The organism is Pedobacter aquatilis, from assembly GCF_032678425.1.
Taxonomy (GTDB): Bacteria; Bacteroidota; Bacteroidia; order Sphingobacteriales; family Sphingobacteriaceae; genus Pedobacter; species Pedobacter aquatilis_B.
This window is the reverse complement of sequence record NZ_JAVTSG010000004.1, coordinates 18,705-39,855: the sequence shown is the minus strand read 5'-3', so window position 1 is coordinate 39,855 and position 21,151 is coordinate 18,705. Positions and strand designations below refer to the sequence as shown.

Annotated in this window: 15 protein-coding genes and 1 tRNA gene; 11 read left to right on the top strand and 5 right to left on the bottom strand. The window is 37.1% G+C overall.

Going from position 1 to position 21,151, the window contains the following annotated elements; all coding sequences use genetic code 11:
- Window positions 1-154 precede the first annotated feature (154 nt).
- Window positions 155-2,665, bottom strand: coding sequence for a zinc-dependent metalloprotease (locus R2Q16_RS13545; protein WP_316737728.1), 2,511 nt, complete (start codon window positions 2,663-2,665; stop codon window positions 155-157).
- A 425-nt stretch (window positions 2,666-3,090) separates the two neighbouring features.
- On the opposite strand from R2Q16_RS13545, the gene R2Q16_RS13540 reads away from it, so the two are divergent.
- Window positions 3,091-3,163 (top strand) — tRNA-Lys (locus R2Q16_RS13540).
- A 433-nt stretch (window positions 3,164-3,596) separates the two neighbouring features.
- Entirely contained in the window at window positions 3,597-6,014 is a 2,418-nt protein-coding gene (locus tag R2Q16_RS13535) for a hypothetical protein (protein ID WP_316737726.1), read from the top strand.
- Window positions 6,015-6,080: 66 nt separating this feature from the next.
- Here the strand turns inward: R2Q16_RS13535 and R2Q16_RS13530 are convergent, their stop codons facing one another.
- Both R2Q16_RS13530 and R2Q16_RS13525 read right to left on the bottom strand, forming a co-directional pair.
- The gene (locus R2Q16_RS13530; protein ID WP_316737725.1) at window positions 6,081-7,181 is read right to left on the bottom strand and encodes a glycoside hydrolase family 18 protein; all 1,101 of its coding nucleotides are present in this window, start codon (window positions 7,179-7,181) and stop codon (window positions 6,081-6,083) included.
- 14 nt (window positions 7,182-7,195) lie between these two features.
- Window positions 7,196-8,071: a transglutaminase-like domain-containing protein gene (locus R2Q16_RS13525; protein WP_316737724.1), complete on the bottom strand. Its 876-nt coding sequence runs from the start codon at window positions 8,069-8,071 to the stop codon at window positions 7,196-7,198.
- Window positions 8,072-8,114: 43 nt separating this feature from the next.
- On the opposite strand from R2Q16_RS13525, the gene R2Q16_RS13520 reads away from it, so the two are divergent.
- Both R2Q16_RS13520 and R2Q16_RS13515 read left to right on the top strand, forming a co-directional pair.
- Window positions 8,115-8,903, top strand: a complete 789-nt coding sequence (locus R2Q16_RS13520) for a class I SAM-dependent methyltransferase (protein WP_316737723.1) — start codon at window positions 8,115-8,117, stop codon at window positions 8,901-8,903.
- Between the two features lie 4 nt (window positions 8,904-8,907).
- Window positions 8,908-9,564 (top strand): DUF1345 domain-containing protein, encoded by a 657-nt coding sequence (locus R2Q16_RS13515; RefSeq protein ID WP_316737722.1) that lies wholly within the window; start codon window positions 8,908-8,910, stop codon window positions 9,562-9,564.
- A 74-nt stretch (window positions 9,565-9,638) separates the two neighbouring features.
- Here R2Q16_RS13515 and R2Q16_RS13510 read toward each other — a convergent pair whose 3' ends face one another.
- Window positions 9,639-9,773: a hypothetical protein gene (locus R2Q16_RS13510; protein WP_316737721.1), complete on the bottom strand. Its 135-nt coding sequence runs from the start codon at window positions 9,771-9,773 to the stop codon at window positions 9,639-9,641.
- A 383-nt stretch (window positions 9,774-10,156) separates the two neighbouring features.
- Here R2Q16_RS13510 and R2Q16_RS13505 point away from each other — a divergent pair, with 383 nt between their 5' ends.
- Genes R2Q16_RS13505 through R2Q16_RS13490 form a run of 4 tightly spaced genes read left to right on the top strand, consistent with a single transcriptional unit; the run spans window position 10,157 to window position 13,818 of the window.
- Complete coding sequence (locus R2Q16_RS13505) at window positions 10,157-10,525, top strand: BlaI/MecI/CopY family transcriptional regulator (RefSeq protein WP_316737720.1); 369 nt, start codon at window positions 10,157-10,159, stop codon at window positions 10,523-10,525.
- Window positions 10,522-12,189, top strand: a complete 1,668-nt coding sequence (locus tag R2Q16_RS13500; RefSeq protein WP_316737719.1) for an N-acetylmuramoyl-L-alanine amidase — start codon at window positions 10,522-10,524, stop codon at window positions 12,187-12,189. The genes R2Q16_RS13505 and R2Q16_RS13500 overlap by 4 nt, the downstream gene beginning before the upstream one ends.
- Before the next feature lie 9 nt (window positions 12,190-12,198).
- Complete coding sequence (locus tag R2Q16_RS13495) at window positions 12,199-12,786, top strand: hypothetical protein (RefSeq protein ID WP_316737717.1); 588 nt, start codon at window positions 12,199-12,201, stop codon at window positions 12,784-12,786.
- Between the two features lie 18 nt (window positions 12,787-12,804).
- On the top strand, window positions 12,805-13,818 hold the full coding sequence (locus R2Q16_RS13490; RefSeq protein ID WP_316737715.1) for an LptA/OstA family protein: 1,014 nt from the start codon (window positions 12,805-12,807) through the stop codon (window positions 13,816-13,818).
- A gap of 241 nt (window positions 13,819-14,059) precedes the next feature.
- Here the strand turns inward: R2Q16_RS13490 and R2Q16_RS13485 are convergent, their stop codons facing one another.
- Window positions 14,060-15,187 (bottom strand): polymerase, encoded by a 1,128-nt coding sequence (locus tag R2Q16_RS13485; protein ID WP_316737713.1) that lies wholly within the window; start codon window positions 15,185-15,187, stop codon window positions 14,060-14,062.
- Window positions 15,188-15,527: 340 nt separating this feature from the next.
- Here R2Q16_RS13485 and R2Q16_RS13480 point away from each other — a divergent pair, with 340 nt between their 5' ends.
- From R2Q16_RS13480 to R2Q16_RS13470, 3 genes are all read left to right on the top strand, one after another.
- Window positions 15,528-16,508 carry a deoxyhypusine synthase family protein gene (locus R2Q16_RS13480; protein WP_316737711.1) on the top strand — a complete coding sequence of 327 codons (981 nt, stop codon included), beginning with the start codon at window positions 15,528-15,530 and terminating at the stop codon, window positions 16,506-16,508.
- 254 nt (window positions 16,509-16,762) lie between these two features.
- Window positions 16,763-18,058 carry a c-type cytochrome gene (locus R2Q16_RS13475; RefSeq protein ID WP_316737708.1) on the top strand — a complete coding sequence of 432 codons (1,296 nt, stop codon included), beginning with the start codon at window positions 16,763-16,765 and terminating at the stop codon, window positions 18,056-18,058.
- A gap of 47 nt (window positions 18,059-18,105) precedes the next feature.
- Window positions 18,106-21,126, top strand: coding sequence for a TAT-variant-translocated molybdopterin oxidoreductase (locus R2Q16_RS13470; protein WP_316737707.1), 3,021 nt, complete (start codon window positions 18,106-18,108; stop codon window positions 21,124-21,126).
- The last annotated feature ends 25 nt before the right edge of the window (window positions 21,127-21,151 follow it).

Genomic DNA, 21,151 nt, shown 5'->3' with positions numbered 1-21,151 from the left:
GCGTGCGAAGGCGAACATTTATTTTAAAGCTTTTTTACTTATTGATTTTATGCTGAATAGGTAAGCCTTGTACAAATAAAAACCCCTGATAAATTATAATTCATCAGGGGTTAAACCTAAGTTGATACTGGCTATTTAAACCAGCACAATCTTGTTATTTCCAATCTTCGAGAAAATCCATTCCACCCATACCTATTGGTGCACCTGGAGGCATTACCTGTGCTGGTGCGGGTTGAAATTTTGCAGGAGACTCTTCAAATTCTTTAATCTGCGACAGGCCATAAAGTAGATTAGCCTTTTGCTTAGGCTGAGCATTTGCCAGTCTGCTATTCATCCATGATTTTAACTCTGTAACCTCCAGTAGCGCCTCTCCACGAACACTTTCAGCAGCACGGCTGTTTGCGGCCAATTGAAGTAGATATTTTAGGGTGAGGTTGTTAACCATAACCTGGAGTTGACCTTTGTAGCCTGAAACTGGTTCTGCTTTCCAGGTTTTGTTAATGAGCTTTTCTATTACAGCAATTAAGCCCGGCTGTTCCGAATCCCTCGAATTATATTCTACCAAGCGTGAAGCACGTTCGGGATTTAATATTGAAGATATGGTTTCATTTGCTGCTGCCTCGGCAGTTGCAATCGGATCAAACGTTGGACCAGTATAACCGCTAAAAGTTTCTGCCGAAGCCGGATAACCCGAAGGGCGTGGCGGAATTTTCTGAATCAGGCGCTCGGGTAAGGCTAGCGCCTCCGGACTAACCGTAGCCATCAACGCATCAAATGCACTCCACTGCTGCGCAGGATCAACCATTGTGGTTGGCTTTTGCCCGTCGTTTTTAACCGCATGGGTAAAGTAGAGTCCGCCTATTGATTTAGCCACCGCCTCAATTTCATAGCGGTGCAATAAATAAATTGGAACCAGCACTTCCTCTAAAGTCGCCATTGGTGCATCCTGAATAATTGCTTTCTCTGAGAAATTATCCAGAACCTGCCTTCTGATTTTCATCAAACGGTTAAGTTCAGTAATTGGGTTTTCGCCATCTTCCCACTGGTTTGCTGCCGGATGGGTGTAACCACCAATATCGGGGATATATTGAAAACCTTGCTTCAAGGTCTCATTCATTATTTTGTCTAATTCAGCATTTTCATTTGCGCCTTTCGGAAATACACTATACCCCCACATAATGGCTCGTTTATCCCAACTACCGATGCCTTTTGCATACGCATCAGATAAATCGATGCTGCCATCGGCTTTTTGCTTAATCCTTGGAAAAGGATAATCCATAACGGAGGCCCTTTCTTTCGGACTAGCCGCAAAGTTATGGTTTAAACCTAGTGTGTGCCCAATTTCATGCGCCGATAACTGCCTGATTCTGGCCAAAGCCATCTCTTCCATTTGTTTGCTTACGGCTTTTCCATCGGTATAAGGTTGCAATAAACCTTCTGCAATTAAATAATCCTGACGATGGCGGTCGGAACCTAAAGTTACTACACCTTTTATAATTTCTCCTGTGCGTGGGTCGCTGTAGGATGAACCATAAGAGAAAGCCCTCGGACTACCCGCACGAGTTATCCAATTCACAACATTGTAACGAATATCCATCGGATCAGCACCTTCAGGTAATTCTTTAACTTGGAACGCATTTTTAAAACCGGCAGCCTCAAATGCCTCATTCCAAAATACACCACCTTCAATCAAGGCTTTTTTTATTGGAGCAGGAGCGCCCCTGTCGATATAATACACAATTGGTTTAACCGCTTCACTAACTTTGGCAGATGGATCTTTTTTCTCCAGGCGATGTCTTCTGGTGAAACGCTTAACCAAAGATTCGCTCATCGGTGCAGAAAAATCAGTATAACTGAATAACTGGTAGCTGGAACGTGGATCGAATTTACGTTGGTTAAAACCCGCTTCGGGTAATTCTACGAAAGATTGATGCATCCTAACGGTAACCGCATTTGCATCTGGTGCAATATTACCTCTACCTGTTGGTGCGCCACCAGTCAAAGTTACCATGGCTTCAAATTCCGTATTCTTAGGAAAGTTGCGTGTATTAGGCAAATAAATTGCAGAACGGCTCTCATCTATACGATAAGTTCCACCGCCGGTTGCCGCACCTCTGCCGCCCGCTCCACCTGATGAAGCTGGTGCTCCAATAATGCCGCCGATATTCTGACTATCCCGTATGATAAATGGCGTTAAATCGATTAGTACTTTATCTCCCTCGCTTGCTACTGGCGCAAATCCCCAAATAACAGATTTGGCAAAAGAACCCTCAATCGTTTTAATCTCATCGGGATTATTATTCCCGGCACGGTAAGCAAGATTTGGCTCTAAAAGAAAAACCTTCGGACCAACTTTAATAAAGCGGGCAACGTTGGTAGATGCGCCCCCACGTTCGGCATTTCGGCCAGCGCCATCCGTTAAGGAATTAAAATAAAGGAAATCTTTATCAAACTGATTGATTTCCAGAAACAATTTGCCGGTTTTTTCATCATAGTAATAGTTGAAGTAACCTTCCTGTTTTTTAAAATCTTTAGTAAAGGTTGCAATATTTGTGGCCGGAGCGGCAATTTGTTGCCTGGCATTGACTGGAGTGTTTTGTGCGCTTACCCTCGCTGGAATATATGCGGACGCAAATAAGGCTAGAAAGTAAAATTTTCTGGTCATAAACAGTAAATAAATGATTTGGTTTAGGTTGGTTGAGGCTTTGCAGTATATGCTGTAGTGCCAAACAAATATAATTTAATGCCAACTTAAGACATCATTTGCATGGTAACTTTTTAATTGCGCTAAAAAATATTTATCTTTAAAATAAACCTTAAATACTTATGATACAGTTATTCTTCGAGTTTTTATATAACGTCTTTACTATAGCTGCTATAAAGCAAAAGCGGTTTAATGTGCAACCAGTGTATGCATTGGTTTTCGTAATATGGTTATGCGTTTTGTTTGCAGCAACCTTAGTGTTTGGCTAATTTATAATTTTAAGTTTTTGATTTGCAGCAGGTTTAATCTTCGCTTAATATTTATTTAAAATAAATTTTGCACGAATGGTTATAATCTCTATATTTGCACCTCCTTAAAACAGGAGCGATTCCGTAGCTCAGCTGGTAGAGCATTACACTTTTAATGTAGTGGTCCTGGGTTCGAATCCCAGCGGGATCACAAAAGTCTTCAACTAAAAGTTGGAGACTTTTTTCGTTTGATGCGTTTATTTTTATCCTTAAACTCAAAAAATCCCTAAGTCTAGTTTAGCTGTTCCGAAAGATCAATAAACCCTTTATGAAAACCAGGCCTTTAGACCGTAAATACCAAAGTTCTGTCCTCCGTATTCTCGTACAGGCGTTCGCTTATGCCTAAAATCCATAAATTACGATTTACATAAGATTTTCGTCGGTCTGTTGCGGCATTATGCCAAACGGAGTCTTGATTGTTGTTTTAGGTTGAAGTGGCTGCTGAAAAAGCGAACAATAAACCAGATGGGTTTTATTACACGAGACATCAGTTTACTGTAACAATAAAACTATGAAGTTAGTTTCTTAAGGATGATTTACGATATTACAATGGTTTGATTGCTAATCTGATATCGCCCCGCTCTATGAAAAAGATTATCCTGATTTATTTATTTTTTCATAGCTTTTTAACATCGTGGTCGCAGAGCGAGTTACACCAAAACCTAAACCAGTTCCGAAAACTCAATTCAACAGCCTTTCTATATATTCATCACGATAAGGGCATTTACACGAATAATGAAAAGATATGGTTTAGTGCTTATCTGCTTAATACGCCAAATCCAATTGCAGAACATAAAGTTTTAAATGTTGCTTTAATTAACGAGCAAACTAAGAACGTTCAGGCTGCACAGAAATTTATAATAACTGATGGTTTAAGCTCGGGTTTTGTACAACTGCCAGATTCTATTCCGCCAGGAAACTACCAATTAATGGCTTATACCAATGTTTTAAATGCCAAAAGACAGCCAATCGCACAGTTTAAAACTTTCATAAAAGTGCTGAACATTAGCCAGCAAACGTTTAATAGTACGCTTACTTTTTTAGATACAGTTGCCAAAAATGGAGCAATTCGTGCCTTGGTTAAGGTTAGCGGCATTGAGGCAAACCGTAAGGCAATAACAACAGTAAGTTACCAGGTAGGGGATAATTTCCCAAAATCAATAAAGCTGGAGAAAAATCAAGCTACGATAACCATTCCTGGGCATTTACTTAAACCGCGAACAAATTTATTGCTGAGCGTTAATGTTGATGGAGAAGTGCAATATCATTCCAGGTTACTTCCATCTACAATTATACAAAGCCCGAATGTAAGTTTTTATCCAGAAGGTGGGGCGCTTGTAAATGGCTTACCATCGCGTGTAGGGTGGGAAGCCAAAACAGCAGATGGTTTGGCGCTCGCTTTAAAGGGAATGTTGATGAAGGGCAATGAGCCTTTGTTTGAAGTTTCGACCAATAGCACAGGTTTAGGTTCTTTTACCATCCATCCGGAAGATGGAGCAAGCTACAGCGTAAAATTGTTTCCCGGTGTACATGTGCCAGAAAATTTAATTTTTAAACTTCCGGATGCTTCTAATCATATTGGTATAACCATTCACCTCTCAAAAGCACTTGTTAACGATAGTTTGAAGTTTGTTTTATCTTCAAAACAGGCAAGGCCGATTCAAATTATGTTGCATAATGATTTAGGTGATTACGTGTTGCTAAAAGGCGAATCAAACGCATCTGCCAAGGTTTTTAAAGTTTCATTATCGGCTTTGCCAAAAGGTTTAACAACGATAACCATTTTAGATGATTATGGTAAGCCACTTGCCGAAAGATTGTTTTTTGCGCATTACAATAGCAAAGCTTTATCGGCTAAACTTGATATAGCGCAAAGAGACTTCGGCAAAAGGGATTCGATTAAGATAAATCTTAAACTTTCTAATAAACTTGGGCAAGCTGCATCAGCAATTGTTTCAGTTGCCGTTGTACAGCAAAATAGAGTTGGAGCAAGAACGGCCAATATTGAAAACTCTTTTTACTTGAATAATCATTTTGAAGCGCTTCCTGCAAGTCTTTCCGGTGATGGACTTTTGGATAAGGATTACCTGGAAGATGTTCTGATGATAAAAGGTTGGCGAAGATATAAGCAAGATGAACTTAATGCGCTAAATAGCGATTCTGTGTTGATACAGGATTATCCGATTATCAGCGGAATGGTTTTAAACGGACGGAAGCCACTTAAAAAAGCAGTTGATTTAGTTTCATTTGGAAGCATAAAAACCGGAATTATTGCGACTAAAGCAGATGGTTTATTTGATTTGAGCAATGATGATGTCTTGGTAGAACGAAATAATAATGTCTTTTTAAGGGTAGGTATTGCTAGAAATAATTACGATTTTAAAATGTATGATGCCTTTGATTCGATTACGGATACACTTGCAAAAAAACTAAAACCTTCCATATTTGAAAGTTTATCTAACAATAATGAAAACTCAATATTAAAGAATCTTCAAAATGTAATTGCTTTAAAAGATGTGGAAATCAAAGTAAATAAGGAACGAATATTTGGAAGTTTAGGAGAAAAAGGCGCTAATGAGTGTGGGGATTACGTTAGTTATCAAGATGCGCTTGGCTACTTTAATTATCCGGGAACACCACTATCTCAAAGGTTGAAACCAATACGAAATAGACCTTACATGATTCGTACTGATCTAGATGGGGCATATTTTAGAGTAGATAGAGTTTGGTACACGGGTTGCCTTACTGAAAATGAAAAGATGGGCATTGCCATAAAAGGCATCAACAGCGGCAAAGAATATTATATGGCTGTTGAAGATGATGGGGGTTTGCAGTACCATTCTACTTTATATTGGCACTCGGGCTTAACCACAAATGCAGCCGGAGAAGTTCCTGTCCGTTTTAAGGCCGGAGACATTGCGGATGATTTCGTCATTATTGTTCAGGGAATTAGCAACAATGGATTGGTTAATGTGAAGGAAAGTTTTAAAATTAAGCCTTAAGGTGTTTTTATGTTTAACTGGCGACCATTATTGGCGCTTTTTTGGATATTTAAAATATGAGTTGTATTAAGGTTTTATTGCTTTATCTATCTCATCTAATAATCCGTTAGCATAAGAATCTTCAGTTAACTCCCAAAACATAATACCATTTAGCTTTTGATTGATAACGTACTTTGTTTTTAAAGCGATAGATTTTGCATCATCAAAAGTAGCTAGCCTTTTGGTTTCGGCATTGTAGTAGTATGGTGCTTTGGCAACATCATCCCAAAAATATTTATAACCCTTTTCTGCCGTAAACTCGGTTTTGAAAGATTTTGAAGCAATGCCACTCAAGAATTTGGTTGGCTGGTAGAGCCCATTATTTGCATCGGTGGTATTTTGAAATATTCTGGCGTAAAAAGCTGCGCCCAAAGCAATTTTATTTGCTGGCACACCATAGGCTAGCATGGCTTTAACACCAAAGTCTGCTGAAAGTTGCTGCTGCGGAGTAGAATATAATGGTGTATGGTGACCGCTAACCGTTGCATAACCACTTACTAAATCGTAACTCATCAAATTAACGCGATTAACCAAAGGCATAACTTTATCCCACTCGAAGCAAGAATCTATACAATTTTTTGTTCCACCTGCGGCAAAACTAATTTCTGCTTTTTTGCCAAGGCTTTTGCGTAATTCTTTAATCAACGCTGTGAAGTTCTGCTTGTCAGCTTCCATGTATTGATGCCCCGGATGCCCAACAACCGCAGGATATTCCCAATCTAAATCAATACCGTCGGCTTTAAAATAATCTAATAGCGATTTCGTGGTTTTGGCAAATGTTTTTCGTCCATTATCTCTGCTGAAAACTTCAGAACAAGGTGCGCAACCGCCCCAGCCACCTAAAGCAATCATCACTTTTAAATCTGGATTTCGTTTTTTCAAACCTACCATTTGGGCAATGAGTGCTGAATCTTTTGCCGAATGGATATTAATACTATCGCCCTTAAGGTGGGCAAAGCTATAAATCAAATGACTAATCTTTTCTATCGGAAAACTATCAATTACTGTTCCATTGCCTGTATAATAAGCGATAACGTTTGGCTTGGTCGCTTTTTGCGCCTTAAGATTATAGGCGAAAAGGATGCAAATAATAATTAAGATGGCAGGTTTTAGTACGTTTTTTATCATCTGCTATTGTAGTTTTAGTCGGTTTTATTTTCGTCTTTAATAATACTTTGTAATTGATTTAACTCGGCAACCTTTTCAGTAGCACCTGCGTTTTCGTAAGCGGAAATAAGATTTCTAAGCACTCGTCTGATAATATCTGTATTGCTGCAAGGGCGGTAATACTCTGGCATTGATTCTAAATTCAGCTGACGCAGAAATTGGTCGACATCGTGCTTACCAAAAATATTACCCCGGTTGAAAGCATTAATGTAGAAAAGTACACCGTACTCGGTATTTTCTTGTTTGCTTTCATCAATAAAGCCTAATATAAAATGCTGCGGCAAATTAATACCATAAATCGGCATATCCAGTTTCTGTGCAATTGTAGAATAAATAATCGCTAATGATATTTGATTGCCTTTTTTACTTTCTAATACTTGATTCAAGTAAGAGTTTTGCGGATCGTGGTGATTTTTTGTATTGCCGCCAAAGCCATATTGCTGGTATAAAACATGGTTAATGAGCTTAACCTTTTCAACCGAACTCATCTCGTATTGCAAACCAATCCAGATTTCACGTTTAATTTCTTCTAACTGGTTAATCACTTTCTGCTCATCTAAATCCGGATATTGATAACGGTTTATAATTAAAGCACCCTGCAATAAATCGAATGCACCGCTAAGGTACCATAGGTTTAAATCTTCTTTTACGGTATTGAATTGTATTTGGTGAACAATGTTTTCGATACGCTCTTGCATTAAGCCATCAAAGGATTGTTCCCAGGCATTTTCAAGAAAATGAATTACTTCTCCGCCATACTCTAAAAGTTTGTTTTCTACATGATGAAAAACTTCCTCATCCGGATCATCAAGTAATTTTACTAAAGCACTTATCTCTGCGTTATTTTCCATAAAACATACATTGGTTTGCGGCGTTTAATTACTTTTGCAATATATGATAATTCAATTTATTACCGATTATTTAAAGCACCGTTTAACGGCTAAAACCCGCCATGGAACACATTCACCGTTCGTTTATAAGTTAGCCGACGAGGTAATTTACGATTTTAGCGACAAACCTGAATATAAAAATATTGAAGCGCAACGAAAAAAACTTTTTAATGACGATACAGAAATCACCGTTACAGACCTCGGTGCAGGTTCGCATTTAAATAAAAATCGCATAAAAAAAGTTAGTCAGATTGCAAAAAATGCACTTAAAAGTCCGCGTTTGGCCAAGTTGATTTATCGCCTTGCGCAAAATACACAGCCAAAAACGGCTATAGAATTGGGTACTTGTTTGGGCATTACTTCTGCGTATTTATCGGCTGCAAATCCCGATGCTCAGATTATAACTATTGAGGGTTGTCCGCAAACAGCAGGCGTGGCGAGTAATAATTTTAAAGATTTAGACTTAAATAATATCGAATTACATGTAGGTAATTTCGATTTGATTTTGCCAGATATTATTGAAAATCAACCAACTTTGGATTTCGTGTACATTGATGGAAACCACCGAAAAGATGCCACACTTAATTATTTTAAATGGTGTTTGCCTAAAGTAACTGAAAATTCATTGCTGATTTTTGATGATATTTATTGGAGCAAGGGCATGAAGGAAGCCTGGACTGAAATTAAAAACCACCCTGATGTAACCGTTACCATAGATTTATTTTGGATTGGGTTGGTTTATTTTAAGAAAGGGCAGGCAAAGGAGCATTTTAAACTGAAATTTAACCAGTAGTTTAATGAAAACTGAACCAAAGTTAACGGGCATTCAAAAAGTTTCGGCTTTGTATATTTTACTATTGAGTTTGATTGCTGGAATAGTAGCATACTTTGGTTCTCTATTTCTAAAGATGGAAAGTTTAACCCATGTTATGTTGGGTTGGGATGTATTTTGTATCGTACTGATAACGCTCCATTGGTTTATGTTTTTCAACACTTCAGTTTCTGAAACGCATTTAAAAGCCAAAAAGCAAGACGAAACCCGTGGCGAAATCTTTGCGATTGTATTGGTTTCTACATTTGCCGGGATGCTGGCGGTAATCCTGGTGCTGCTGAATCAAAATATCAAAACACTCGATTTGGTGATTGCCATTTCCGGAATGTTTCTATCCTGGGCATTGGTTCATACAACTTTTGCTATGCGTTATGCACATTTATTTTATGGTGATAGTGATACAAAACAGGGCGGTTTGGATTTTCCCAATGATGATGCACCCGACTTCATCGATTTCGCCTATTTCTCCTTTGTTATCGGCATGACTTTCCAGGTTTCTGATGTCGAAATTTCCTCACGAAAAATCCGCAGGCTTGCGTTGTTGCACAGTATAATCTCTTTCATTTTTAATACTGTAATTGTTGCCTTAACCATTAATGCATTGGCAGGCTTGAGTAAGTAGGTTTCTATCTGGTTTTTTAAAAGTCAAGCCTACTAAATAACGCTTCAAGATTGGGCAAAAATATCCTCAATCAATTATATGAAAATGTATGTTCTGTAGTTCTTCGAGAGGTTCCAGTCCCGCCATTCGCTGCAATCTTTTTCAACTGCTGTCATGCTGAGGTACGAAGCATCTGTTTCATCGGTTGCAGATGCTTCGTGCCTCAGCATGACAGCCTATTCAGGGTTGCTGCAATCAAAAAGTATTTTCGCTGCTGTCGGGTTTATAATTAACGTTTTGCAGCTAAAGCCCTAAACGCATCATGAAAACCCAGTTAGAATGAAAATTATTACAATATCTAATGAAAAAATTCTTCTATTCGTAAAGTCTTGCAATTGCCCTTAATCTTAAACCCGACAGCAGCGGCAGCCCCGAGTTTTTACGAGGGCTATAGCAAATGGCGGGACTATCGGCCTCCAAGCATTATCAATCTTTCATTTTCAAAATAATTTATTTAACTGATAATAAGTTATTTGCGATTTAAAACTGATTTATACGTTAAATAACTTATTTTATAGTTGTATAACTGTAAAATAAGTTATAAGTTTGAGTTATGGAAGAGTTAACCAAAACAGAAGAACGAATTATGCAGGTTTTATGGAAACTGCAAAAGGCATTTGTTAAGGATATTATTGATGAACTGGATGATGAACCAAAACCTCCTTACAATACCATTTCATCCATTGTTCGTTTGCTGGAGAAAAAGGGTTATGTAAACTATAGGGCTTACGGCAAAACCTACGAATACTTTCCGGCGATTACTAAAGAAGAATACGCAAAGACAACTTTTTCTAAAATGTTTTCGGGCTATTTTGATAATTCGCCTGCAAGTTTACTATCCTTTATGGTAAAAGAGGAGCGATTAAGTGAAAAGGATATTGAAGAAATCAAAAAGATTATTAACGAAAATTCTAAGTCATGATTTTACTTTATCTGCTAAAAGTTTCGGCCTGTATTTTAATATTTTTCGGGGCTTATAAATTGTTGCTCAGCAAGCTCACATTCTTTAAGCTTAACCGAATTTATCTGGTTTCTATGCTTTTTATAAGTTTTATAATTCCGGCATTAACTATTGAACATCAAAAGCAAGTTATTGTTCATCAATCGGCTACCGATCAAAAAATTGGTTACAGTAGCGATGATGTTTTTGAGCGGGATTTTGTTGGTGGGCATTCTGCGTTTGATAATTTGGATTGGCTACAGATTTTCGAATATGCATACTATTTGGTTATTGCTGTGCTACTTATTCGAAATCTATTTTTGATGGGTTACATAAAACGAATCTTGAAAAAATTTACCATCTCAAAACAGGATTCGGTTACTATCGTACAATCTGAATCAAAAATTAAGAACTGTTCCTTTTTCAACCGCATAATTATTGATTCTTCTTTATCAGATGTGGAACGGGAATTAGTGATTAAACATGAATCTGTACACGTTAATCAGGTTCATGTTTTTGATAAACTGATTGTAAATGCAGTTGCATGCGTATTGTGGCTAAATCCGATAATTTATTTCTGGCGAAGTGAAATTTATAATAATCACGAATTTTTAGCAGATGAAGAAACGGCTGATTCGGTAGATAAAACTCAGTATGCTTCTTTGCTTTTGCAATTAGCAATGCCATCAAACAATTTAATTAACAGTTTTAGTAAACTTCCTTTAAAAAATAGAATTAAGATGATGTACAAAAAACCAAATTCGAATTTGCAAAGATTTAGCTATTTAATAGCGGTGCCAATTATTTCATTTTGTTGTTTTGCTTTTGTAAGTGAAAGAGACATTATTACCACCAAGGTAATTGTTGCTAAAGATGTTCAAAAGCAGGTTAATCAATCAAAGATTAGCGTATCAATTTTACCCCAAATTACGGTTGCTGATAGTGTTTTCGTTGTTGAAAGTATAAAACAAAATACTGTTGATTTCATCAATAAAAATGAACTCACCTCAACGATTAATACTGATTTAGGTATTGAAAAACCCATTGAAAAGCTTGATATTAATACAGAACTTAAGCAGTTAACACTGAACCTTGACTTAATTTTAGTGATTGATGCAGGGCATGGCGGAGAAGATGGTGCGTCTAAAAGCGAGTCGGGCATTAAGGAGAAAGACCTTAACTTAAAAGCTGCCAAAATTCTAAAAGAGGAAGCAGAGAAAAGAAATATAAAAGTTATACTAACCAGAGATAAAGATAAGTTTATTCCTTTAAGAGATAGATTGCCGGATGAAAAAGCAACTGCGTTTATTTCAATACACCACAACAGTATACCTAGAGCAAACACGAAGGTTGCTTTCGAAGGCATCGAAGTTTTTGTTTCTAAATTAAATCCTAATATTAAGCATGCAGAACAACTGGGTGCAAATGTTTTGCAAAGCTTAAATAAGTTGCAAGGTATCGAAGTTCGTGATTCATTAAAAAATGCCAACTTATTGCTTTTGAGAGAATCAAAAGTTCCGGCTTTGGTAGTAGAATTGGGTAACATTAGCAGCGAAAAAAGCTTAGCTTATGTTAGCGATGAAGCCAATTTAAGAAGAATCAGCAATTTGATATTGGATGGTTACGTGAAGTTTACAAAGTCTTAATCGCTAAATATGGAACCACTAATATATTTAATCGAAGTTAGTGCAGGTATAGCTTTATTTTTTGCTTTCTATTTATTGGTTTTAAGAAAACTCACATTTTTTAAACTAAGCCGCCTTTACTTGCTAAGTGCATTGTTTTTAAGTTTTAGTATTCCTGCTTTGCAGTTTAAAATTGAGAAAGTAATCGAGCTGAAGCAAATTATACAGCCATCGCCAATTGCAGTTAATTTTTCTGATGCAATAAAAACTAACACAATTGAAGTAAAAGAAATGCCTGTTGAAAGCACTTTCGACTGGTTATTAATTGTTCCATTTGCATACTGGATTACAGCATTAACAATAGTCTGTTTTGGCTTTTATCGGGTTTATCAATTAATAAAATTTACCAGGGCAAATTCAAGACTCTATAGCGGATTGAAGATTATTTCCAAAACGAGCGGCTTCACCAATTGCTCATTTTTTAATTACGTTTTTATAGATGAAACTAACCTCAGCGAAACCGATTTGCAGGTTTTATTAAAACATGAACAAGTTCATGCGGAGCAATACCATTCCATAGATAAATTAATCATGATGATTGCAAAGGCTTTGTTGTAGTTTAATCCAATAGTTTACTTGTTTGATAAAGCCTTAGAACAAACACACGAATATGAAGCAGATGCAGCAGCTTCTCAAAGTTTTGGAAACAGCGCTTATGCTAACTTATTACTCAGACTTGCTGTGCTTAAAAATGAAATGCCGCTTATGCACAATTTTGTTAAAAGCCCAATTAAGGAAAGAATAAAAATGTTGTTTAATTCTAAATCTAAAGACATGAAAAAATTAATTTATTTGCTGGCAGTGCCAATCGTGTTTTGTTTAGTCTGGGTTTTCTCTATTCAGATTGTTTATGCTAATAAGATATCGTTCTTAAATCAAGAAAAATCAGGTAAAGAAATTGTTAGCGAAAAGGTGACTTCTTCTATCAAGAAATCGAAAAATGATTTTGCAAATGACATTAAAAAACCTGTAAGCGTAAAATTAGATACCACAAGACCAAAAAAAATAATCAAGCCGAAAATTATTTCTTCCAGCAGGGTATTTTCTGATATTCAAGAGAAAATAATAATATTAAATGATGTAGTTTTCGAAATTGGAGCCGATAAATTAAAAGCCGATTCTGCAATTTTAAATAATGAGAATCATACAATAATTGCATTTAAGGCCGATTTCTTAAGCGGAGATAAAGATGTTAAATCAGAAAGAATAGAATTTAATCTAAAGGATGGTACATATAAAACCTTCGATTCTTCGAAAGATAGGTTAAGAAAATCTTTTGGCTCTTATAATTTGAAGCAAGAAGAATTAGGTAAAGAGCAAATTAGTTATTCAGCACAAGATTCGGTTCGGTTTAGTAAAGATAAATCTGTTATATCTTTATATGGAAAGGCGAAATTGTCCTTTAAAGAAATTACTATTGATGCTGACGAAATCATTTATAATGATAAAACAAAAAATGGTACCGCTAAAAACTTGTTGCTTACAAATAATAATGGCTCAAAAATTAAAGGCTCAAATGCAAAATTTAATTTAAGTGGAAAGATTGAAATTTGGCAAGCCGACGACAATGTTGTACCAAATAAACAATAATTATTGCTACAGAGAAAAGCATTGTTATAATGCTACTATCAGAATTTTTTCCGTCATTGCTTCAATCGATTTTTTATCGATTGAAGCAATCGAATTTATGAAATGACTTAATTGGAAGAGATTGCTTCGTTACCTCGCAATGACGACCGCTTTAAAAAAAATATCGTTTAAGTTGATTTTAATATCAATTATCCTTTAAAGTGATGACAGGATTAGCGCTTCAGTAAAGCAAATCTAGCTTTTAAAACGCTTCCGCGATACTAATGTAAAATCCGCTCTGGCGTTTTTCGTTTGCTCTTTTCTCCCCAACTCCATAATCTAAACGAACGCTGATGCCTTTTTCTGGGTCGAAGAAATACCTAAAGCCTGCACCATAATTTGGCTTGAATGAATTGGTAGAGAAATCATCAAAACCCCAAACGGTTCCAGTACCTGCAAATGCGGTTGCGCCAAAACGGCTGCTATAACGGTAGCGTAACTCACTTTGAAATGCCAGTAGATTTTTATCTCGGTAGCGGCCTCCATAATAACCACGCATCATTTCATCATTCCCCATTTGCGGCAATAAATAAATTGGCGTGTTATTACCGATTACGGTATTGTACAAGCCCTGAACGCCAATTGCGAAGCTTTTGTTTAGTCGCCAAAAATTTCTAACATCAATTTTTATCTGGCTTCCGGTAAAATTACCTGCCGAGAAAATATTTGGGGCGTATTGGTAGGTTCCTCTGGCAAAAAAACCTTTGGTAGTGTAGTTATTATTGTTTCTGGCATCGTAGCTTTGCGAAACGCCTAAATATAAAACGCTTCCGGTTCTATTGTTGTAGTATGTATTGGCGTTAAATATACCATCTGCAACCACATCTTTGTATTCGTAATTTTCAAAGCCTAGTGATAGACCGGTGTAGGCTTTAGGTAATAATTGTTTTTCCGCTTGTAGTAAAACTTTAATTTGCTGTTGGATTAACTTGTCTGCGTTTAATTCTTCAGTATTGTTACCTACACCATAAAAATTAAATGGCATACGTTTAAAGCGCAATTCGCCAATATAGTGTAATTTGTTTCCTTTACCCCAGATATCAATTAAAGAGCTCATGTTATAAGCCTTTAATGTGGAATAGTTCAGGTTTAAGGTTAATGATGATGGACGATTAGTGGTGTCTAATCTATCTGCATAAAAACCTACAATAGCACCCACGCCAAACTGAAAACCGGTTTCTTGAGCATAACCAAAAGAGGGGATAGGTAAAAAACTGGCCTTACGTAAAGTGTCTTTTTCGTTAGAAAGCAGCTTTTTAATCAATTTCATTTGGGCAAATGAACTTCCGGACAGCAACACAAATACCAGGAGGAAATAAATTTTTTTCATTGCCGCAAATTAACAGATTTTTTATTGAAGATTTATTTAGCCGTTATTTTATGACGATTGCTTGGATTTTCGCTAATAGGAAGCATTCCCCAGGCCACCTAAACCGGATTGAAGGGAAAAGCGCCCGATTTAATTACTGCACTATATTATTGTTGTAGTGCCGGCAAGTTGCACAGGCTTTATCGGGCCTTGTACCAAAAAGCCGGACTGCTGTAACCAAATATATACTGGATTTGCTTTCCAAAAAGAAATGCATCGTGTATTTTAAATCCAATACCTACATAAGTTTTATCGTTTCGGGCTAAATACCTATTTTTGCGGCAACTAATAAAAAAACAAGATGAGCAATACAAGAGGACCAATATCTCAGTTCATGGAGCGCAATTACCTCCATTTTAATGCTGCAGCAATGATGGATGCTGCCAAAGGCTATGAAACGCATTTGGATGAGGGCGGTAAAATGATGATAACTTTGGCTGGTGCAATGAGTACTGCTGAATTGGGTATTTCGCTTGCAGAAATGATTCGTCAGGATAAAGTGGCAATTATTTCTTGTACGGGTGCAAACTTAGAAGAAGATATTATGAACCTGGTTGCGCATTCACATTATAAACGCGTACCAAATTACAGAGATTTAAGTCCACAGGATGAGTGGGATTTATTAGAGAACCACTACAACCGTGTTACCGATACTTGTATTCCTGAAGAGGAGGCATTCCGCCGTTTGCAAAAGCACATCCATAAAATCTGGAAAGATGCTGATACCGCTGGTGAAAGATATTTTCCGCACGAGTTTATGTATAAAATGCTTTTAAGCGGAGATTTAGAGCAGTATTACGAAATTGATCCTAAAAACTCATGGATGTTAGCGGCGGCAGAAAAGAATTTGCCAATTGTGGTTCCGGGATGGGAAGATTCTACAATGGGTAATATTTTTGCTTCTTACGTAATGAAAAGCGAACTTAAAGCAACAACCATGAAAAGTGGTATTGAATATATGGGTTGGTTGGCCGATTGGTATATTGCAAACAGCGATGGTAAAGGTATTGGTTTCTTCCAAATTGGTGGCGGTATTGCCGGCGATTTCCCGATTTGTGTGGTACCGATGCTTTATCAGGATATGGAAATGGAAAACATTCCGTTCTGGAGTTACTTCTGCCAAATTTCAGATTCGACCACTTCTTACGGCTCATATTCTGGTGCAGTGCCAAACGAAAAAATTACCTGGGGTAAATTAGATATCCATACACCAAAATTTATTGTAGAAAGTGATGCGACAATTGTTGCGCCTTTAATGTTCGCCTGGATATTAAAACAATAACAACATAACTTAACAAAACCAAATTGGTTTTGAGTATGCCCATTGGAGATGCACTTCGAAAATGGGCATTTTTATTGACTGATTGACTAGAAACGGCATTTGTTTAGAATGATTATAAATTGTATTTCACGTCAGTATTATGTCATGGGATTTATTAATAAGTTATACTTTTGTTCAAGTTTTGATGGGGCTAGTTCAGTTTAGGCATCAATTTCACTACAAAAAATAAATTAAATAAGTATAAAGTGTTCATTATGAGAGATATCTCGATGATTTTAAAAAACGTTTGGAAGTCGTTATTCTTGTTTTCAGCCATTTCCGTAATTGCGGTTTCTACCGTTAATGCGCAAGATGCTGCGAATGGAAGAACGCTTTTCAAAGCAAAATGTACATCATGCCACGCATTAGATGCGAAAATGATCGGTCCGGCCTTAACAGGTGTGAGCGATCGTCACTCTGAAGAGTGGTTGATAAAATGGATTCCTAACAGTGCCGCTTTAATCGCTTCGGGTGATGCTGCTGCTGTTAAAGTTTTCAACGAAAATGGTAAAATTGCCATGACTTCATTCCCTGAATTGGATGAAGAAAAAGTAAAAGACATTTTAGCTTACATTAAAGAAGGTGAGCCAAAACCAAAAGGTGATGTTGCCGGACCTGGTGCTGCTAAAGATGATACAACCTCTGGTTTGTCAATCGCCGGTATTGTAGCTATTGTTGCAATTGCAATTGTTATTTTAGTGATTTTAGGTCGTGCTTCTAAATTATTAGAGCGCTTAATTTTACAAAAACAAGGTATCGAGATTGAAGAAGATGTGCCATTAAAGGTTGGTGTTCGTAAAATGTTCAAGAACAAGAAGTTTGTAATGTTCTTCATTTTATGTTTAATCATTGCTTTAGGTTCATGGGGTTGGATGGGCATGTGGAACACAGGTGTTCACACAGGTTACCAACCGGTACAACCAATTAAATTCTCTCACGAGTTACACGCAGGTATCAATCAAATCGATTGTCAATATTGCCACAATGGAGCATTTAAATCTAAAAATGCTACTATTCCATCATTAAACGTTTGTATGAACTGTCACAAAGCTGTTCAGGCAAGAGATAATTATGATGGTGATATTTCTCCTGAAATCAAGAAAATTTACAATGCTTTAGGTTACGATCCTGAAACTCAGAAATACGATAAGAGCAAAGAAAAGCCAATGGAGTGGGTACGTGTACACAACTTACCTGATTTTGCTTACTTCAACCACTCTCAACACGTAGTAGTTGCTGAAGATGCAATTCGTAAAGCAAAAGGATTACAGCCAACTGAGCCAGTATGTTTCGCTTGTCACGGTCCGGTTAATACAATGGAAGAGATTTATCAATATTCTCCATTAACCATGAAATGGTGTATTAACTGCCATAAAGAAACAGATATTTCTGGTCAGAAAAATAATGCTTTCTACGCTAAGGTTATCGAAGCGCACGAGAAAATTAAAAAAGGCGAGAAAGTTACACCAGCGTTATTGGGTGGTTTAGAGTGTGGTAAATGCCACTATTAATTGTAGAGTTTAGTAAGAACGTTCGAATAAACAGTAATATAGCTTAAATGGAAAGCAACAAAAAATACTGGAAAGGCTTAGAGGAGTATAACAATACACCCGATTTTGTTAAGAATAGCAAAAACGAATTTGCCGAGCCACTTCCAATAGAAGATGTTTTAAATGAAGCAGGGTTAAGTACCGTTACCCCACGCCGCGACTTTTTAAAGGCGTTAGGTTTTGGTTTAGGTGCAGTTACTTTAGCGGCATGTCAAACAGCCCCGATTCATAAATCAATTCCTTACTTAGTGAAACCAGAAGAGGTTACACCGGGTATTCCTAACTACTATACTTCGAGCTTTAACGGCCAAAGTATTTTAGTAAAAACAAGAGAAGGTCGTCCAATTAAAATCGAACCAAACCCTAATGCGGGCGAATTTAATTGTGGTACCGATGCAAGAGCACAGGCTTCTGTTTTAGATTTATATGATGTATCTAAATTAAAAGCACCAGTTCTTAAAAATGAAGAAACTACATGGGCTAAATTAGATAGCTTTGTTAAAGGTGAATTAGCGAAAGCACAAGCTGGTGGTAAAAAAATCCGCATTGTAGCATCTACAGTTAATAGTCCTTCTACAAATGCAGTTTTAGCTCAGTTTATCACAAAATATCCTGCTGCAAAATTAGTGCAGTATGATGCTGTTTCTTATACAGGTATCATTCAGGCTAATCAAAATAGCTTTGGTAAAGCAGTTTTACCAAAATACAATTTCGATAAAGCAGATTTAATCGTAAGTTTTAGTGCCGATTTCTTAGGTACCTGGATTAGCGGTGAAGAATTTACTTCTCAATACACGGCTAACCGTAACTACAAATCATTAGAAGGTAAGAAAATGAGCCGCCACATTCAGTTTGAAAGTGGAATGAGCTTAACCGGTACAAATGCTGATACTCGTGTTCCTGTAAAATTATCAGAAGAAGGTCCTGCTTTAATTGCTTTATACAATGCAATTACTGGCCAGTCTTTACCTGGCGGAACTTTAGGTAACAATGCAACTGCAGATAAAGTAATTAAATTAGCTGCAAAAGAATTAGTGCAAAGCAAAGGCAAAGCTTTAGTTGTATGCGGTTCTAATGATGTTTCAACTCAAATTTTGGTAAATGCCATTAACGCCGCTATCGGAAGTTATGGTACTACAATCGATTTAGATAATCCTTGTTTCTTATATGCAGGTAACGATGCTGAATTTAATGGCTTAGTTGCTGAAATGGGTCGTGGAGAAGTTGGTGCTGTGTTATTCTTAAACAGTAACCCTGCTTACGATTATGTAGATGCTAAGAAATTTGAAGCTGCATTAAAAAGCGTTCCAGCTAAAATCTCTTTCGCAGATAGAGCAGATGAAACTGCATCACTATGTGATGCGATTGCAATCAACCATAATTATTTAGAATCATGGGGTGATGCAAACGCTTACCAAGGTTACTATTCAATAGTTCAGCCAACAATTAACCCAGTTTTCAACAGCCGTCAGGCAGAAGAAAGCTTATTAACATGGGCTGATGCACCGGTTAAAGATTACTATCAATTCGTTCGTAGCAACTGGGAAACTAAAATGCTACCTGCAATTGGTTTAAAATGGTCTGACGTTTTGGAAAAAGGTGTGGTAACTGTTGCACCAAAGCCAGCTGCAGCTTATTCATTCACTCAATCTTTAGCTCAGGTTGCTACTTCAATTGTAAGCAGCAGCAAAACTTTAACTAAAGATATTCAATTACAGGTTTACGAAAACATTCCAATGAGGGATGGTAAAAATGCAAACAATGCATTTTTACAAGAATTACCTGATCCGGTTTCGAAAGTAACTTGGGATAACTATGTTGCCCTTGCACCTAAATTTGCAGAATCTATAAGTGTAAAAGAATTTGATGTTGTAACCGTTAAAGGAAGCAATGGATATTCAGTTGACTTACCTGTTCTTATCCAACCAGGACAAGCTCAAGGTACTGCTTCAATTGCTTTAGGTTACGGTCGTACTAAAGTTGGTAAAGCTGGTAATGATGTAGGTAAAAATGCATTCCCGTTTGTAACATTTGTAAATGGTACAATGCAATATGCTACAACTGTAACCATTACTCCAACAGGCGGTTTCTACGAATTAGCACAAACACAAACACACCACTCTTTCGAAGGTCGTGCAGTAATAAAAGAGGCTACATTTAAAGAATACTTAAAAGATGCTTCTGCTGGTAACCATAAAGGTGACCACAAAAACTACGACCTTTGGGATGAATACGAGAAACCAGGTAACAGCTGGGTTATGGCAATCGATTTGAATGCTTGTACTGGTTGTGGTTCTTGTGTTGTAGCTTGTAACGTAGAAAACAACATTCCTGTTGTAGGTCGTGATGAGGTTCGCCGTCGTCGTGAGATGCACTGGATTCGTATCGACCGTTATTATAGCTATGAAACCCCAACAGGTGATGTAACCAAAGAAAAAGAGATTGCTAAGTTAGAAGACTTAGATCACGTTTCTGTTGTTCATCAGCCAATGTTGTGTCAACACTGTGACCACGCTCCTTGTGAGACTGTATGTCCGGTATTAGCAACAGTACACTCATCAGATGGTTTAAACCAGATGGCTTATAACCGTTGTGTAGGTACTCGTTACTGTGCAAACAACTGTCCGTATAAAGTACGTCGTTTTAACTGGTTCAACTACTGGAACGATTCACGTTTCGATAACTATTTAAATAACGAGTTTACTCAATTAGTTTTAAATCCTGATGTAACTACCCGTTCTCGTGGTGTTATGGAAAAATGCTCGATGTGTGTTCAACGTATCCAGGCAGGTAAATTGCAAGCTAAAATGGAGAAACGTCCATTAAAAGATGGCGATATTAAAATGGCTTGTCAGGAAGCTTGTTCAGCAAACGCTATCATTTTTGGTGATGCAAACGATCCTAATTCAGAAGTTTCAAAAGCTTTACGTTCTGAGCGTATCTACTACGTATTAGAAGAAATCAACGTGAAACCTGGTATCGGATATATGACAAAAATTAGAAATACAGATACAACAGTACAAGCGTAAGCTTTAGTATAAAGAAAATACAAAT

Coding starts and splice junctions, on each gene's coding strand:
- R2Q16_RS13545 (WP_316737728.1), bottom strand. CDS start 2,665: ATGACCAGAAAATTTTACTTTCTAGCCTTATTTGCGTCCGCATATATT.
- R2Q16_RS13535 (WP_316737726.1), top strand. CDS start 3,597: ATGAAAAAGATTATCCTGATTTATTTATTTTTTCATAGCTTTTTAACA.
- R2Q16_RS13530 (WP_316737725.1), bottom strand. CDS start 7,181: ATGATAAAAAACGTACTAAAACCTGCCATCTTAATTATTATTTGCATC.
- R2Q16_RS13525 (WP_316737724.1), bottom strand. CDS start 8,071: ATGGAAAATAACGCAGAGATAAGTGCTTTAGTAAAATTACTTGATGAT.
- R2Q16_RS13520 (WP_316737723.1), top strand. CDS start 8,115: ATGATAATTCAATTTATTACCGATTATTTAAAGCACCGTTTAACGGCT.
- R2Q16_RS13515 (WP_316737722.1), top strand. CDS start 8,908: ATGAAAACTGAACCAAAGTTAACGGGCATTCAAAAAGTTTCGGCTTTG.
- R2Q16_RS13510 (WP_316737721.1), bottom strand. CDS start 9,773: ATGCTGAGGCACGAAGCATCTGCAACCGATGAAACAGATGCTTCGTAC.
- R2Q16_RS13505 (WP_316737720.1), top strand. CDS start 10,157: ATGGAAGAGTTAACCAAAACAGAAGAACGAATTATGCAGGTTTTATGG.
- R2Q16_RS13500 (WP_316737719.1), top strand. CDS start 10,522: ATGATTTTACTTTATCTGCTAAAAGTTTCGGCCTGTATTTTAATATTT.
- R2Q16_RS13495 (WP_316737717.1), top strand. CDS start 12,199: ATGGAACCACTAATATATTTAATCGAAGTTAGTGCAGGTATAGCTTTA.
- R2Q16_RS13485 (WP_316737713.1), bottom strand. CDS start 15,187: ATGAAAAAAATTTATTTCCTCCTGGTATTTGTGTTGCTGTCCGGAAGT.
- R2Q16_RS13480 (WP_316737711.1), top strand. CDS start 15,528: ATGAGCAATACAAGAGGACCAATATCTCAGTTCATGGAGCGCAATTAC.
- R2Q16_RS13475 (WP_316737708.1), top strand. CDS start 16,763: ATGAGAGATATCTCGATGATTTTAAAAAACGTTTGGAAGTCGTTATTC.
- R2Q16_RS13470 (WP_316737707.1), top strand. CDS start 18,106: ATGGAAAGCAACAAAAAATACTGGAAAGGCTTAGAGGAGTATAACAAT.